We start from the raw sequence: 15,699 nt of genomic DNA, 5'->3' as shown, positions 1-15,699 counted from the left end.
CTTCGGTTGTCTCAACCCCAATCCCTATCAGGGATACCAACCTCAAACAACCTATATCTCACCCCCTTTACTCCTCATCCGATAAGCCAAAGTATCCACCAATAGCGCCGACTGCCCAAAAGCAATAGAATAAGGTGGAGTCTTATCGTGAATACTTCCAGAATCAGAAATCCCATAAATCTGAAAGTGCATCGGTAGTTGTAACCGCCTCCGCACCTCCTCCACCGGATGCTCCAACACATAACAAACCAACGCCCTCCGACGTAACCGTTTATTAATTTCCCCTATCCAATTATTTTCTGGTTGCCAAACCTCAACCCCTTGCAAAACCTGCACCTTCCCAGCAGAAGCAATAAACTCCAAACTTCCCCGATAAGTAAATTTCCAATCTAACCTTTCCTCCCGATAACTCCGCAACTTCATAAACGCCAAACAATACTCAAACCTCCCCTTAGCGATCGCTTCCCCAGTCTTTTCTACCGTCTCATCCAACAACTTTAAAAAATCTTTTTTAGTCATTGATTCAATTTCCAAATTACTCAAAATTCCCGGTAGTTCGTAAGTCTTAAACCTATCCAAATTATTACTTTCTGTTAGATCGTAAATTCCACATTGCAAGGAAGTTGCCCCCCGAAAACTACAAGCGTCTTCAACTATAGGATTTCCTGTTTTATTTCCTGATAATTCTTGCCATTCCTCTTGCCAATCTTTTATATTACCTGCCACCTTTCCTAAACTTGTTTGAAATACCAGTTGACAAGCATCCTTAAATGCTTTTTGACTCCCAGAATATTGCTGTTTAAGTCTTCCCAAATCCCAACCAATTTTCACAGACTGCACCGCTCCCCACTTCCGATAATAACCGTCAAAATTATTAATTTTTCGATAATTTTCCCGAATCATTTCATGGAAAAACGGGCGATTATAAACACCATCAAATGCTAAAGGCGGAGACTCAAGTTCAAACAATCTTTCCACTAAAAAATTAGGAATTAAAGCATAAGCAGTAAAATTATTAAACCTAATAAAATTCCCTTCTTTCTCATAACCATCATGTCGCCCCAACCGCCCCAAACGCTGAATAAAATTACCTGAATCTGCCGACTCAAACAGCAAAAAATTAATCTTAAAATCTACTCCAACATCAATAGTGCTAGTACCAATAACTAAGTCAGCAGCAAGAGATTTTTCCTTTGTTTCTCTCCCAGATAATCCCGTATTTTCTCCTACTTTCAAACTATCTTTTGCCAAGATTTCCTGATATAAAGGTGTCAAACGTTTCACCGCAGCAATCGAATTTAAAAGAATCGCTCCTTTAGTTCCCGGATTATTTTGAAAATACTTTCTGACTAATTTAATATTTTCTTTCAGCCAAATTTCTGAGGATTTAGACTTAGCTTCTAGAGAGATAAAATTTAGAGATATTTCCCGCGATACCTGTCTAAAATTTTGCGATTCTAATTTTTGTGCTTCCTCTTTATTCTCAGGAAATATATATTTATTTTCTGACAAAGGATTTATTTGCCGACACCGAAAATTTGCTTTTTCTAATCGCTCAATTAAACCAGCATTTGGAGTGGCTGAAAGAAACACAAACTTTTTCCGACGATTAGTATGTTTGATTAACAATAAAGTATTAATAACACCAGCAACTTGTGGCGCTGAAAATACATGAAATTCATCAAAAATAAACAAATCAAAATTCTTATCAATCCTTCCCCAAAGTTTGTCTGGATTATCTCCTTTAAATTTTTTATGAGAATTATTTTTAATGATATAAGCACCCCGATGTAGATAATGCAAAATATCTGGATTAGTCAGTAAAATATCAGAATTAAAAGCCCGACTTTCAATAGCAGCAGCTTTTTTTAATCCCTCATTTTCAGCATAAATTTCTAACTCTTGTCCGCTTAAACGTACAACACGAGGTTCGTATTCTGGCTGAAATAATTCTATATATTTTTGTATTTGATTTTGTTGGTCGCGGGCAAGTTCATTAGTAGGATAAAGACCTATTGCTAAAAAGTAGTTTTGCATTGTTTCTAGATAGACTGCCAGACTTTTTCCTTCCCCAGTCATGGCGTAATTAAAAATAATATCAATATTAGGATCGCGTAACGCTTTAAGAGTTTCTGCTTGATGCCAATATAGAGAAAAATTAGGAGGTAATTTTACTTCTTTCGGTGTCGATACTGTTTCCGAATAAACAGGTTGGAGAGTAATTTTATTGTTAGACATAATCCTTATTTTTTGAAATTTTGTGATTTTATAAATTACTTAATTCAATCAAAAATCAAATTAAGCAAAAATTTTTATTGCCATATACGCAATAAAACCATTTACCCAATCTTTAAGCGAATTATCCTTATTTATAATGTGTCCGTAATTTATTGATATTCCCATAATAATCGCTAAAAATAGAAATATGCAACATATGCACTTAAAAAGTGTCCGTATAAAATGAGTCGTAAAGGTAAGTCGATTACTCTGTCCATTTCCGAAAGAGACAAAACAGAATTGTTAACTCTGGCCCAAGAATGGGGTTATGAGTGGGGAGAACGAGGAAATATTTCTGGGTTAATAGAAGCGATCGCTCGTCGTCAACTCAAAATTGCTCCTAACAATGACTGGTCAGAATTACGCATAAAAACCCTAGTGAAAATAGTAGGAATTTTAACCGACGGAGGCAAAAGTGAAGAAGCTCAGGCGATCGCTAACTTATTATTAGAACGTAGCGAACTTTCAATACCTCTCCGTCAGGAAGTAGAAAAATTTTTAGATAACTTACCCCCTCCCTGGCGTTTAGAAATTGACAGTTATATCCGTCGTCAACAACCTTTTCAGTTGTCATATCAAGATGCAGCAAGTCGTCTATGGAATTTCACAGTTCGTTATGCAGAAATTAACCAACGCGAGGAACGAGAATATTTAGAATGTTGGTGTGAGGAAACCGAAGGCAACTTAGATATACCGGAACTAATGCACAACTGGAGTCTGCGTTTAGATCGTCTTCCCGAAACTGCCATTGTACCGATAGATAGGGAATGGTTGCTCAATTTAGATTATATTGAGGTAGAAATGCACTTATTGAGAGGATTAGCTTTTGCTTATCAATCTAAGTCCAATGATGTTATTCCTCCAGAATGGTTAGAGAGTGACAAACCAGTGCGACGAGTAGTGAGGCGAGTATCTAATACCTTTTGGTTTTTCCGAGAAGTGCGTCAGTATGGACCAGACTGTGTAGTGGTATCTCCAGAAAAATTGCGATCGCGCATCAAAGAAAAAATATTAGAAACACTGGAGCATTATAGTTGAAGTCAGAAGTTAGAAGTTAAATTCTTCCGATGACTAATATCATGTCCGAATAATCAGTGATAAAAAAGTTTTTATTTGTAGTAGGGTTTAAGCCCTATCTATAACTTAGGGCTAAAGCCCTACTACGAACTTTAATTATAACTATTCAAGGGGACATAATATAAGCTTCTGTAGGGTGCGTTCAAAAATATAACGCACCCTGTTTAGACCTTACAGTAATTTTCATTTCAAAAGCATTTTACTACCGAAAACTAAGTCATAGATTACTTTTGACTTTTGACTTTTGACTTGGGCATAGCACTATACCAAAGTTAATATTATCAACAGTTACCCCCTCCCCTAGAGTAATAGTATGAAACTCAGGATAACTAACACTACCAGGTAAAGCTTCCACACTAACTAGATCAAAACCAGGGATACCACCCAACTGATCCACACCAACAACCTTCAATGCTTTAACTGCCTCACTAAATCTAATCGAAGCTAAATCTAAACTCAGATTACCCCTAGCATTAACTCTTCCTAAAAATGTAAAGTTAATTCCATCAGCACTCACAAAAATATCAGCATTTTCATTAGCAGCAAAACGTCGATCTACAGTATGAATCAAGATATCATCACCAGGACCATCAATAATCATTTCATCATTAAATCCTACTGTCACTGAAGCGCCTCTTGGTAAAGTCAGAAAGTCTACTTCAGGATTTTTCACAATTATTGGACTTGGTGGAGGCGCTCCTAAAACAACATCTGGATTAACAACTTCAATATTGTATCGTTTTTTTGCTAACACTTCTGGCAGACCACCATTAATACCATAAGGTCCGGAAATCGGCCCAGTTTCACTATCAGAGAAATCTAAAATGACATCAGCATATCCATTACCTGGTTTAGTTTCCTTAGCAGGATAAGTCTGCTTAAACCCGGTGGGGTTAACTTCACGCACAATATAGGTATCTGCTTCCAGACGAGTAAATATGTATTCGCCATCAGAGTTGGTTGTCTGGGTTGGTTCATCATCGTCAAGGGTGCCATTTTGATTCAAATCTAGATAGATTTTAACATTGGCAACAGCAATTTCCAACCCACTATCGCGATCGCCATCACCATTAATGTCATTCCAGATCATCCCTTGAATTATACCGCCAGTGGGTTCTATTTCTACAATACCAGCTAGAGGCAAAAACCCACTTTCACAAACAGAAACAGGATTGTCAATAGAGTCATCTAGATCGGGGAATTGAGATGTATTATTGCAATTAGACCAAATACCATTGTTATTCAGATCATTCCAACTACCTTTTTCATTCCAGTTCATCGTCGCGTAATGTTCGTCAGCGTAGGAGTAACCGTTATCAGGTTCACCGGGTAGCCAATTTTCATAGGAAGTTGTTGTATCACTAACCCACTTAAAATTACCTTCAGTATTCTCATCAGTGAAACCGATCCAATAACGGTTGGTGTTGCCGAATGTTTGCAATACCCAATCTTGTTCAGCTTGGTTATTAATAGTTATTAGATTACCTCCTACTGCTAATGCTTCCGCCTGTGCTTCCGTCCATTTAGCAGGATTGGTTAAGCAATAATTGTGTCCATTAGCAGGGTTTGTAACTAATTCACCTGCGCTACATTGAAATGTTACAGCTTGTGCTGACATAGGATTGATTAGTAAACATATTACCCCTAAAAACACAGTTATGATTAAAGCTGTAAATTTGTTGATAAACATACCTGATTTTTTCTGGTTATAAGTCCTGTTCAAGTTAAAATTATACTAAGTTTCGTTCACTTATTTCTGCTAAATTTTTCGGAAATATTTGTTTAATATCAAATCCGGCTGAAAAGTCTTCCGCAGCAACGATAGGAAGCAAGCTCGCGCCACCCCTGATATAGAATCCGGTTATATAGTATATGTTCATAATTCTATCCACACTTCAATCTCCCCATCTCCCCATCCCCCCATCTCCCTATCCCCCAACTATATAACAAGTATTCAACCGGATCTTATATGAGATTGGTTCCTTCCACGAGTGTAAGTCTCACAGGACTTACCATAAAATTATCAGGATTTGATATAAGAGTAGAAAATTTTTGGCATGAATCATCTCAAATGAAGTTTATCTACTAGGGTTCAGGTGAAGTTTCTTCTGTAGTAGTTGGTAATGATGTTTCCGTTGCTTCTGGAGTAGCAGTTTGTTTATTTGCAGGTTTATTGAGTTTTTCCAGTGGGGTTGATGTGGGAAATTGTTTTAATATCTGCTTCTTGGAAGGTTTATTGAGTGGTATAGGTGCAGGTGAGTCTGTTGCTTCCGGTTCAGCAGTAGGTACAGGTGAGTCTGTTACTTCTGGTTCTGTAGTAGGTACAGGTGAGTCTGTTGCTTCCGGTTCTGCGGTAGGTACAGGTGAGTCTATTGCTTCTGGTTCAGCAGTAGGAGTAAATTTAGGTATGGGATTAATTAAATTAATATCTAGCTTGTAGTCGGTAGCAGGTAAACCAGGTAAAGGAGTAAGAATTATTTTGTAGTCACCATCTATGGGCAACTTTCCTTTCCAAATAGATACTTTCTCAGATACTCGATCTATTCCTGCACCATCTGCTCCCAATAAACTCATTAATACCCCTTCCCCTGTCACCAATAAATTCAAATTTTGCCCCTGACTGCCAGAAATTATATAGTTAATAGTTTCATTCCCTTTCAAATTACCCTCAATAGATATAGGTTCCCCAGGCAAGATATTGAGACGCTCCTCAAAGGCAACTAATTTTGGTGGAGTTTCAGAAATAGCAGGGGGTGTGGGTAATGGTGTCACTCTTATTTCTGGTGTTGGGGATGGTTGAGGAATAATTGGTGATGCTGGTACAGTAGGTGATGGTGATGATGTTGATGTAGTTGTTGGAGATGGGGATGATGGAGTAGGGGTAATACTTGGTAAAGTTGGTATCGGTATAGGATTAATTTCAGTTTTTTCCTCAAGTGGAGGCTGTTGTTGTCTGCGTTTGAGAATAAAATTAACTCCACCCCAAGAAGCTACCCCACATAATACAACTAATAGTGCCACTAATGCAGTCACACCCCACTTATGATTATCAAAAAAGCTATCATTATTATTAGTGTTAGGGTTTTGATTTGGAGTTGTACCTGCTGTCACTTCTTGGAAGGGAGAAAAGTTATTTTGTTCTTGGTTTATGGTAGGTAACTGCTGATATTTTACACCCGGTAATGTTGCCAAAGCTTGCCCTACTTCAGTAACAGACTGGTAGCGATCGCCTGGTTGACGACTTAACATTTTATTGAGAATCTCAGCTAACTCTGGACTAACTGCTACCCACCTTTGCCAATTCCAAGTTAATGTAGTTTTATCAATTAATTCTTGGGGTTCTTTTCCAGTCAATAGCACAACTATCGTAACTGCCAAAGCATATAGATCGCTATTTGCTGTTGCTCTTCCCAATTGAATTTGTTCCCAGGGAGCGTAGCCAAATTTTCCTACGTTTGTCAAAGGTACAGTTAAGTCGGGAGATTGAACTTTTGTAGCTATTTCCTTAACTACTCCAAAATCTATCAATACTGGCATTTGGTCACTTTCACGCCTAATGATATTGTCTGGAGATATATCTCGGTGAATGATGCCAAAATTGTGAATATGAGCTAATACGGGTAACATTTGTCCAAAAAAGGTTAGCACTTCTGCTTCTGAGAACAAACTATTTGTCACCTGACGCTCTTGTAATATAGTCCGATAGGTTTTGCCCTCGACGTAATCTTGTAATAAGAAGAGGCGTTGATTTTCTTCAAAGGTAGCTCTAAACTTAGGAATTTGGGGATGTTGAATTTGGTAAAGAATTGCTGCTTCACGAGAAAATAGTTCTTGAGATTTCGCTACTGTATTAGCATTTGTCTGTTGGGGAATAAATTCTTTGAGGGCGCAACGTTCATTAAAACGACCTGTATCTTCTGCTAAATAGGTACGAGAAAATCCACCTTGACCTAAAATACTAATCACGCGGTAGCGGTTTTGCAGAATTGTGCCAATGGCAATAGGTAGTTGCATAATAATAATAGGTTTGATTAAATATATTAATTATTAGATGGTTAATATTTTTTGTACTAGCTTTGTTACCTAATTATGAGGTATTACTGTTATTATAGAAGCGATCGCTCTTCTCCCATATTGGTTCTATTTTGTAATTAATTATATTATTATTAACCTTTCTATTTCAGGCATCAAGTGGCATTTTTTAGTTGCATCTTGGCTAACAATCTTAATAGATTGTAATGCTATTATTAATTGATATTTTTGATTGCTGGTGACTATTGATACTAAAGTCTGAGTTTTGGGAAAGGAGCAGCTACTCAAAAGTATACTCCCAACCCATATTTTTCAGAAACTGTTTGTTAAATGAAAGTTAAATCCTTGTGTAGTTTGGGTTAAGCCAAAATATATCTTTTTGCTCATTCTAGGTAGAAGTTGTCCGTCATAACCCAAGGAAATTAATCATTCTAGCTGTCTTAATCTTTGTTTAATAAACAGTTTCTTAGCTTTCTGTTTAACTAATTAATTTAGCTTAGTCTTAACCATTTCTTGAACTTTTTTACCATCGGCCTTACCTTTCAACTGCTGCATTGCCGGGCCCATAACTTTACCCATATCTTTAGCAGAACTAGCCCCCACCTGGACAATAATCTCATCTATTACCTGAGCAATCTCATCATCAGATAACTGTTTTGGCAAATATTCCTCAATAATGGCCAATTCTGCTGCTTCTTGATCTGCTAGTTCCTGACGACCTACTTGAGTATATTGTTCGATAGAATCCCGGCGTTGTTTAGCCAATCTCGCTAATATATCCATTTCTTGAGCTTCTGTCAGAGAGTCTTTACCAGCCGCCCTAGCATTGACTTCCTCCTCTAGAATAACTTTTTTGATGCTACGAACTGTCTCCAGACGTACCTTGTCCTTGGCCTTCATCGCGGCTTTAATCTCCTCTGTAATTTTGTCCTTTAAACTCATAATTCCAATCCTAATAACAATTACTCTAAAATATCGCACTCTTATTCATCAATTCTTTCCCTCCTGGGACGGGTTAAGGGTGGGTATTCTACTGCCTAATCCCCACTCCCTCTTTTTTATTAGAAAAATAGTATCTCCTTAAGAGATTTTACGTTTTTCAAAGAGTTCTTGCATTTTATTACTAAATATTCGATAATAATCAGATTAATTTGGGCAAAAATCCTTGATATATTGGTGATGAAATAATCTTTCTGTCGATAAAAATACGGAAGAATATTTTTGGTTTGAGATGATAAGATCACGATGAATAAAGGTGCTACGAGGGCTTGCCGTGATCCGTGCTACTTTACCAATTCAGGCTCCTTTGCCTGCTATTGCTAACGATCATAATCGACTAAGACTTTTTTCAGGATCTGCTAACGTTCCTCTATCTACGGAAGTAGCTAGATACCTAGGCTTAGACCTAGGTCCAATGGTACGTAAACGCTTTGCTGATGGAGAATTATATGTTCAAATTCAGGAATCAATTCGGGGCTGTGATGTTTATCTAATTCAGCCTAGTTGTCGTCCAGTTAACGACAACCTGATGGAATTGTTAATCATGATAGATGCTTGTCGTCGTGCTTCTGCCAGACAAATTACTGCGGTAATTCCTTACTATGGTTATGCCAGGGCAGATCGTAAAACTGCTGGAAGAGAATCAATTACTGCGAAATTAGTGGCCAACTTAATTACTCAGGCGGGTGCTAGTCGAATCTTGGCAATGGATTTACATTCAGCTCAGATTCAGGGTTATTTTGATATTCCTTTCGATCATGTTTACGGTTTACCAGTAATTTTAGATTACTTAACAAGTAAGAATTTATCTGATATTGTTGTTGTTTCTCCCGATGTGGGTGGGGTGGCAAGAGCCAGAGCTTTTGCTAAAAAGCTAAATGATGCCCCTTTAGCAATTATTGATAAACGTCGCCAAGCTCACAATGTGGCAGAAGTTTTGAATGTAATTGGGGATGTCAAGGACAAAACTGCTGTTCTGGTAGATGACATGATTGATACAGGTGGGACTATTTGTGAAGGTGGGCGACTGTTGCGTGAACATGGGGCACGACAAGTTTATGCTTGTGCTACTCATGCTGTATTTTCCCCACCAGCTATTGAGCGTCTTTCCCATGGGATATTTGAAGAGGTAATTGTTACTAATACTATTCCGTTCAGTGAGGAACATATTTTTCCTCAGTTAACAGTCCTTTCGGTGGCGAATTTATTGGGAGAAACTATTTGGCGCATTCACGAAGATACTTCAGTTAGCAGTATGTTTCGCTAGAATTAACTATTCTTACACACTGCATATTTCTTCCCTCTCCATATTTTAGGAGGGAAGAATGATGAGTATAAAATCTTCAGGAAGATTTAATAGAGATAAAATTTTTGTGAGGTTTATTAGTTGACAGTAGGGTTTGCTTTGGCAACTCTACTGTTATTTTCACATTTACCGAGTAATTAATAATATCATGTCCGGTAGCATCTATAGAGAAGTTCAATAATGGATAATGGATAATTGATAATTGATAATTACCTCTCCCTAAAAGGAAGAGGGTTGAATAAAAGGAAAATTTTTTTTTGTTTCTCCTTGCTCATAAGAGGCTTTATACCTTTATTTTTCGGTAAGGAAGAAGGAAGAAGAAATAAGAAAAAGAAAAACCTGAAATAAGGTAAATATTTACCCAACTTTTACAAAAACTATACCAGCGGACATGATATAATTCATAACTTATTAATCTTTACTGAACTATTTAATTAATAATTATTAATTAAATAGTTTAGGTTGATTAGCCTCCCTTTGGATAGGGAAAAAAAATAATATTTCCTGATATCTAATTCCCGTACGGTTTTAACCAGAGGTAATTATTAATTATCCATTAATGAACTTCTTTAACTATACTAATCCTCAATTATTTGTGATAAAAACTGTAGGGATTTGGAAACCACATCCAATCTTTGCTTGGGTTTGGAGACCAAACTCCTACGATAAAATATTACTGAAAAATAAAGGTATAAAACCTTCTATTTCAAGATAAAAAAAGTGCTAGTGCAGGATAGCGGAAATAACTAACCAGTTACAAAATCCTAAAAGCCTTACTAACCAATACTTTTGACTTTTAACTTCCACATAGCGGCACTAGGATATTTCCTTATATCCCACATTCCGTTACGGTTTTCATTGAGGTAATTATCAATTATCCATTATCCATTAATGAATCCCTATTCCCTTCTTCAATTGAGGTAATTAATTACATGGCAACTATCGAATCTCAAGATATGACTTTAGAAAAGTTATTTGATGAATTTTATGTTATTCCTGATTATCAGCGCGAGTATGTTTGGGAAGAAAAAGAGGTAAATGAATTTATTCAAGACATCTATGAAGAATTTTCTGAACAAATTCAAAACACTTATTCTGAGTATTTTATTGGCAGTATAATTGTTTGTAGTCTTGGGGAAAAATTTTATGAAGTAATTGATGGGCAGCAACGCATGACTACTGCTTATTTAGTCCTCTGTGCAATTCGGGATTATCTATTAACTATTAATCCTAATGAACGTATTGAAGCATTAAAAAATAAGATTGCTGCTTTATATACCGATAACTGGGGTAATGACCAGTTTAGACATAGGGTAGAACTACAATATGAGGAAAGTCGAGGAATACTAGAAAATATTGCTCTACAAGTAGATTTAGAGCTTTTTTGCCCTACTCGCTCTGTTAAAAATATTCAGAATGCTTATGTTCAAATTAGAGATTTTCTTTGTGATAAATTTGAAGTAGATGAACTTGCTATTTCTAAGCTGAAAAAGTTTTACGCATATTTTCTCAAAAATGTTAAGTTAATTCGAGTAAAAACAGCTAGTGTTTCCCATGCTTTGAAAATATATTCAACTCTAAATCATCGAGGTTTACCCCTAGATGATATGGATTTACTTAAAAATCTGATTTTTGCTAAAGCTAAACAAACAAACTATGATAAAATCAAAGTAAAATGGAAAAAAATGATAGATTTGCTCTATAATTCCCAAGAAAAACCAATGCGTTTTTTGCGTTATTTTATCTTGGCAAAATATGCAGAAGATGGAAATTATATTGCTGAAAAAGAAGTCTATAATTGGTTCCTAAAAAATGAATCTTTGTGCGGATATAAAACTGAACCAATTCGGTTTGTGAATAATTTACTTGCCTCAGCTCAAGCTTATGTAGAATTTTTAGCAGGTAATAATCTTGATGGAACTGTCAATCGTTATTTGGTAAATATTAGAAATCTTAGTGTAAATGTTAGGCAGCATTTAATCTTACTTTTGGCTGTAAATAAGTTGCCTCAAGATTGTTTTATCGATCTCTGTAGAGAGGTGGAAAATTTATTATTTTTGGCAATGTTGACTAGCGAGCGCAATCAAAAAGCATTTGATGGAATGATTCTGAAGTGGGCAAGTGAGTTACGTCAAATTACATCACAAGAAGATTTTAATCAGTTTATTGCTAACCAAATTATTCCTAGTAAACAGCGAGTAGCAGACAAATTTGAAAAGTCATTCTATAAACTGAATAAGTCATCATTCCAGCCATATCAAATTAAATATATTTTGGCAAAACTTACACAATATATAGATGAAAATGCCTGGGGTAGTGCAGCAGGAATTGATGATTTAAGAAATTATATTCTCAAATTAGAATTAGAACAAATTTTGCCAGAAACTCCTACAAAAGAAGTAATTATAGAATTTGATAAACCTACTGAAATAGGAAATTATAGTAAACGTTTGGGAAATCTGACTTTATTAGAAAGTTCGATTAAATCTGCTATTGCTAATGCTAGTTTTGCTGATAAAAAGTTAGGCTATACAAAGTCAAGATTTTTGTTGACTAGAACTATTGCTGAAGAAATTTATGTTGGGGAAAATACAAGTATAGATTTAGCAGTAAAAGATTTAAAGACATTTGAAAAATGGGATTCTCAGGCAATAGAAACTCGCCAAGAAATACTGACTCAATTAGCTAAAAAAGTTTGGGATGTTCCTGAGTAATTTCAGTTATTAGTTAAGGGAATAGGCAATAGGGAGTAAAAACACAAGTTAAGCTAAATTTTTTAATTCAGATTCCTTATTTCAAAGATAAGAACTTAATTGTCAATTGGTAATGGCTTATGACTAAATTTTTACTAATTATCTACTTTTCTACTCTATTCTCATCAAAACCGAATTACTACTCCCTACTCCCTACTCCCTCTAATACCACAAAAGAATCTAAAAAAGCTTTAGCTTCTGGAAAGTCTAAATTTCCATCTTCAGCAATTACTTGTAAACTATATAATATTGGTCCGTTAGGGTCGATATATATTCTTGCCAATGTTTTTAAATCTGGTCTTTCTCGTGACTGTAAGATAATTTCTCTACCTGGAAATCCTTTGTAGTTAATTCTCTTTTCACTAATTACTCTAGAATTAGTATTTTGTGCCGCTCCGTCTCGCGCTCCATCTAATCCTTTTTCCACATTATATTCGCTAGCTTCGACTGGATATTTAACGTGAGAAATATAAAAAATTCGTTTTTCTTCTGGATATTTGTAGAATGCAAATAAGGTACTTAATTTTCCTAAAGGAGTATTGACAGATAAATTTTGCTCCTGTGGTTTTGCGGGAAAATAAATTGTATAACTGCCGTCTTTAGCCTTGTAGTTATACCAGTTATTGGCAAGATAAATAATATTAGTTTGAGTAAATTCTGATGAAGATTTTGATGATGAATCTAGAATATCTGCTGCATCTAAATTTGATGCTAAAGGGAGAATTGTAAGTATACTAGAAATTCCAATAATTAAGGATAATCTCATTATCTTAAGCTTAAATATTTTACAGCATTATTGATAAGATTATAATTGATGGAACGAGCGATCGCTAATAATGTGTTAAAATCCAGATAAGTCTATTTAACCAATTTAATAATGACTACTAAATTAATCAACCAAATCTGACAACTTATATAAAGATAAAAATTTTTAAATTAGTTTATTAAGCCTAAACTTATTTTAATTGCTCTATCTACTTGTTTCATAGTTTCTGTTGTTAAACTGCCAATACATCTGATTAGTCTTTGTTTATCAATAGAGCGAATTTGATTGAGTAAGACTACTGAATCAAGGTTTAAACCTCCTTCTTTTGCTACAATTAATACCTCTGTTGGATATAATTTTTCATCAAATTTTGATGTAATTGCAGCAACTATAGTTATCTGACTATAGGTATTTGAAGTATCATTTTGCAAAATTAATGCCGGACGAGTTTTTTTGATTTCTGAACCGACACTAGGATCAAAGTTTACTAAATATATTTCTCCCCTTTTAGGGTTTATTGATTGATATTTTGCCATGCTTCTTCTTCTAATTCATACCATTCTTCTGCTAATTTTAGATCGCGTTCTGCTCTTTCTATAGCTCCAATGCGTAGTTCTTCTGTGAGATTTTCTGATAAATTTTGCTTGATGTAAAAATTTAAAGCTTTATTAATTAATTTATTCAAATTTTCTTGAGGCATTGTTTGCTCAATTAATTGCATTGTTGCTTCTGGTATGGTGATGTTAAGTTGTCTGTCCATAGGTTGCAAAAAAATGGAATAACTATACATTATGATATAGATTTTTTAGCACATATTTAGAATAGCATTAATCAGGAGCGATCGCTTTGTTAATTGATAATGGATAATCAATAATGGATAATGAAAAATATCTCTAATTATCAATTATCCTTTGGTAAGTAAGTCTAGGTGTTTTTTTGATTATTATAACTTTGACAGAGACTTTTGGAGATAATTTGTTGGGTTTTGTTCCTAAAGCAAACCTAAATTGGTAGAACCTAACCCCCCAGCCCCCTTCCCTGCAAGGGAAGGGGGAGAATAGCCCCTCTCCTTGCAGGAGAGGGGTTGGGGAGAGGTATTCATTAGCGATCGCCTAACCCAACCTACTAATGTCGCTTTGAACCAATATCTCCATAAATTGTAACTCCTGTACTGCCAGAAAGATCGATTTTATCTCCTGTATCCATATCGCCTCGGACACTATAAACATCACGCCCCGCTTGAATTTTCCCTTGTGCTTCTTGTTTAACTTCCTCCCATCCCCCTTCCGGTAAACCTTTACCCCCACGCAATAACGCTACGGAAAAATCTTCTGTTTGGGAAAAGTCGAATATGGGGGTTTGTTTTTTGCCTTGTTGTTGAGCGCTTTGGGGAACGGTTTTGCTCACATAATTCATTAAATTGGAAACCGTGACAATTTTATCTCCTGGTTTATTGCCTCCTCCTTGTAATGCTTCCAGAAAATGGTATGTGTAGATACTCATTGTTCCATCGGAGCGTATCCATGATGACTCGTCTCCTGTGGAGGAGGTGAATACTGCTCGCCCTGTTCCTTTTTTTAAGTCTGCTATTAAGTTTTTCGGGAGGGCGGTTTGACTGAAGTTTTCGGGTAATTCTAGTTCGTCTGTTTCTTTGGCAGTTGCCATTCCTTGGGCGTGACAACTATCTATAATTACTAATAGTTTTTGAGCGGATATTTGCTGGAGGGTGTTGTTAAATTCTGTTGCTGGTAATGCTGTTTTTTGTAGTTTTACAGGACTGGTGTCGTGGGGGATTAAATAATAGTTTTGGGTTGATTTATCTAGCCAACCATGACCAGAATAATAGACTAATATTGTGGCTTCTGGGTCGTTTTTTGCTTGTTGTTGGAGCCAGTTTAAGTTGTCTAAAATGTTTTGTTTTGTTGCTTGTTCATTGCAGAGGAAGCGGAGATAATTTTCATCGTCAATGTAACCACATAAGTCAGGGTTTGTGAGGAATGATTTGATTGTTTGAACGTCTTTGACTGTGGTGGGGAGTGACCAGTTGGAGTATTTGCATTCGCCGATTCCTATTAGTAGGGCGTAGTTGTGAGAAAGTGTGTTAGACATAGGTATTTTGGGGGTTGGTTTGTAGTATTTGAGGCGTTGTTGGATGGTTTGAATGGTGTCGATAGTTTCAGATAGCATTTGTTTGACAAAACTATCCTTTTGTAATTTTTTTGTCAACTCAACAATTGTGTTTTCTGAACCTATTTTACCTAAAGCTTTTGCTGCACCACCATTACGCACATAATACTCTGAGTCTTCTAACAGTGGAATTAATCCTGGAATCGCAGTTTTGGAGCCTATTTTACCCAGAGCTGATGCTGCACTTCCACGCACATTAGAGTCTGAGTCTTTTAGGAGTCAAATTAATGGCGCAACAGCAGTTTCTGAGCCTATTTTACCCAGAGCTGATGCTGCACTTCCACGCACATTAGAGTCTGAGT

13 protein-coding genes and 1 pseudogene are annotated in these 15,699 nt (G+C 36.0%); 3 read left to right on the top strand and 11 right to left on the bottom strand.

What is annotated here, in order from left to right; all coding sequences use genetic code 11:
* Positions 1–51 precede the first annotated feature (51 nt).
* A complete protein-coding gene (cas3, locus tag ACP6PL_RS01025; RefSeq protein ID WP_426541609.1) occupies positions 52–2,238 on the bottom strand; it encodes a type I-D CRISPR-associated helicase Cas3' in 2,187 nt (728 codons plus the stop codon).
* Positions 2,239–2,460: 222 nt separating this feature from the next.
* On the opposite strand from cas3, the gene ACP6PL_RS01020 reads away from it, so the two are divergent.
* Positions 2,461–3,315 carry a WCX domain-containing protein gene (locus ACP6PL_RS01020; protein WP_426541607.1) on the top strand — a complete coding sequence of 285 codons (855 nt, stop codon included), beginning with the start codon at positions 2,461–2,463 and terminating at the stop codon, positions 3,313–3,315.
* Between the two features lie 256 nt (positions 3,316–3,571).
* Here the strand turns inward: ACP6PL_RS01020 and ACP6PL_RS01015 are convergent, their stop codons facing one another.
* The 4 genes from ACP6PL_RS01015 to ACP6PL_RS01000 all read right to left on the bottom strand — a co-directional run bounded on the left by ACP6PL_RS01015 (position 3,572) and on the right by ACP6PL_RS01000 (position 8,328).
* The gene (locus tag ACP6PL_RS01015; protein WP_426541605.1) at positions 3,572–5,044 is read right to left on the bottom strand and encodes an SdrD B-like domain-containing protein; all 1,473 of its coding nucleotides are present in this window, start codon (positions 5,042–5,044) and stop codon (positions 3,572–3,574) included.
* Positions 5,045–5,084: 40 nt separating this feature from the next.
* Entirely contained in the window at positions 5,085–5,234 is a 150-nt protein-coding gene (locus ACP6PL_RS01010) for a hypothetical protein (protein ID WP_426541603.1), read from the bottom strand.
* A gap of 205 nt (positions 5,235–5,439) precedes the next feature.
* Positions 5,440–7,368, bottom strand: a complete 1,929-nt coding sequence (locus ACP6PL_RS01005; RefSeq protein WP_426541601.1) for a protein kinase domain-containing protein — start codon at positions 7,366–7,368, stop codon at positions 5,440–5,442.
* Positions 7,369–7,872: 504 nt separating this feature from the next.
* Positions 7,873–8,328: a GatB/YqeY domain-containing protein gene (locus ACP6PL_RS01000; protein WP_426541599.1), complete on the bottom strand. Its 456-nt coding sequence runs from the start codon at positions 8,326–8,328 to the stop codon at positions 7,873–7,875.
* Between the two features lie 331 nt (positions 8,329–8,659).
* Between ACP6PL_RS01000 and ACP6PL_RS00995 the strand changes: the two genes are divergently transcribed.
* The gene (locus ACP6PL_RS00995; RefSeq protein ID WP_426541749.1) at positions 8,660–9,652 is read left to right on the top strand and encodes a ribose-phosphate pyrophosphokinase; all 993 of its coding nucleotides are present in this window, start codon (positions 8,660–8,662) and stop codon (positions 9,650–9,652) included.
* A 971-nt stretch (positions 9,653–10,623) separates the two neighbouring features.
* Entirely contained in the window at positions 10,624–12,405 is a 1,782-nt protein-coding gene (locus tag ACP6PL_RS00990; RefSeq protein ID WP_426541597.1) for a DUF262 domain-containing protein, read from the top strand.
* Between the two features lie 178 nt (positions 12,406–12,583).
* On the opposite strand, the gene ACP6PL_RS00985 is transcribed toward ACP6PL_RS00990, so the two are convergent.
* From ACP6PL_RS00985 to ACP6PL_RS00960, 6 genes and pseudogenes are all read right to left on the bottom strand, one after another.
* A complete protein-coding gene (locus ACP6PL_RS00985; protein ID WP_426541595.1) occupies positions 12,584–13,210 on the bottom strand; it encodes a hypothetical protein in 627 nt (208 codons plus the stop codon).
* A 170-nt stretch (positions 13,211–13,380) separates the two neighbouring features.
* Positions 13,381–13,746, bottom strand: coding sequence for a type II toxin-antitoxin system PemK/MazF family toxin (locus ACP6PL_RS00980; RefSeq protein WP_426541593.1), 366 nt, complete (start codon positions 13,744–13,746; stop codon positions 13,381–13,383).
* Entirely contained in the window at positions 13,725–13,970 is a 246-nt protein-coding gene (locus tag ACP6PL_RS00975) for a hypothetical protein (protein WP_426541591.1), read from the bottom strand. The genes ACP6PL_RS00980 and ACP6PL_RS00975 overlap by 22 nt, the downstream gene beginning before the upstream one ends.
* A 365-nt stretch (positions 13,971–14,335) precedes the next feature.
* Positions 14,336–15,319 carry a caspase family protein gene (locus ACP6PL_RS00970; protein ID WP_426541747.1) on the bottom strand — a complete coding sequence of 328 codons (984 nt, stop codon included), beginning with the start codon at positions 15,317–15,319 and terminating at the stop codon, positions 14,336–14,338.
* Between the two features lie 102 nt (positions 15,320–15,421).
* Positions 15,422–15,601: pseudogene (locus ACP6PL_RS00965) on the bottom strand (HEAT repeat domain-containing protein); the annotation flags it as partial.
* 15 nt (positions 15,602–15,616) lie between these two features.
* Positions 15,617–15,685 carry a hypothetical protein gene (locus ACP6PL_RS00960; RefSeq protein WP_426541745.1) on the bottom strand — a complete coding sequence of 23 codons (69 nt, stop codon included), beginning with the start codon at positions 15,683–15,685 and terminating at the stop codon, positions 15,617–15,619.
* Positions 15,686–15,699: the final 14 nt, after the last annotated feature.

The sequence above is a fragment of the Dapis purpurea BLCC-M126 genome (assembly GCF_050015975.1).
In the GTDB taxonomy this organism is placed as follows: Bacteria; Cyanobacteriota; Cyanobacteriia; order Cyanobacteriales; family Microcoleaceae; genus Trichodesmium.
The sequence above is the reverse complement of the archived record's forward strand: the minus strand, read 5'-3'. Positions and strand labels throughout refer to the sequence as shown.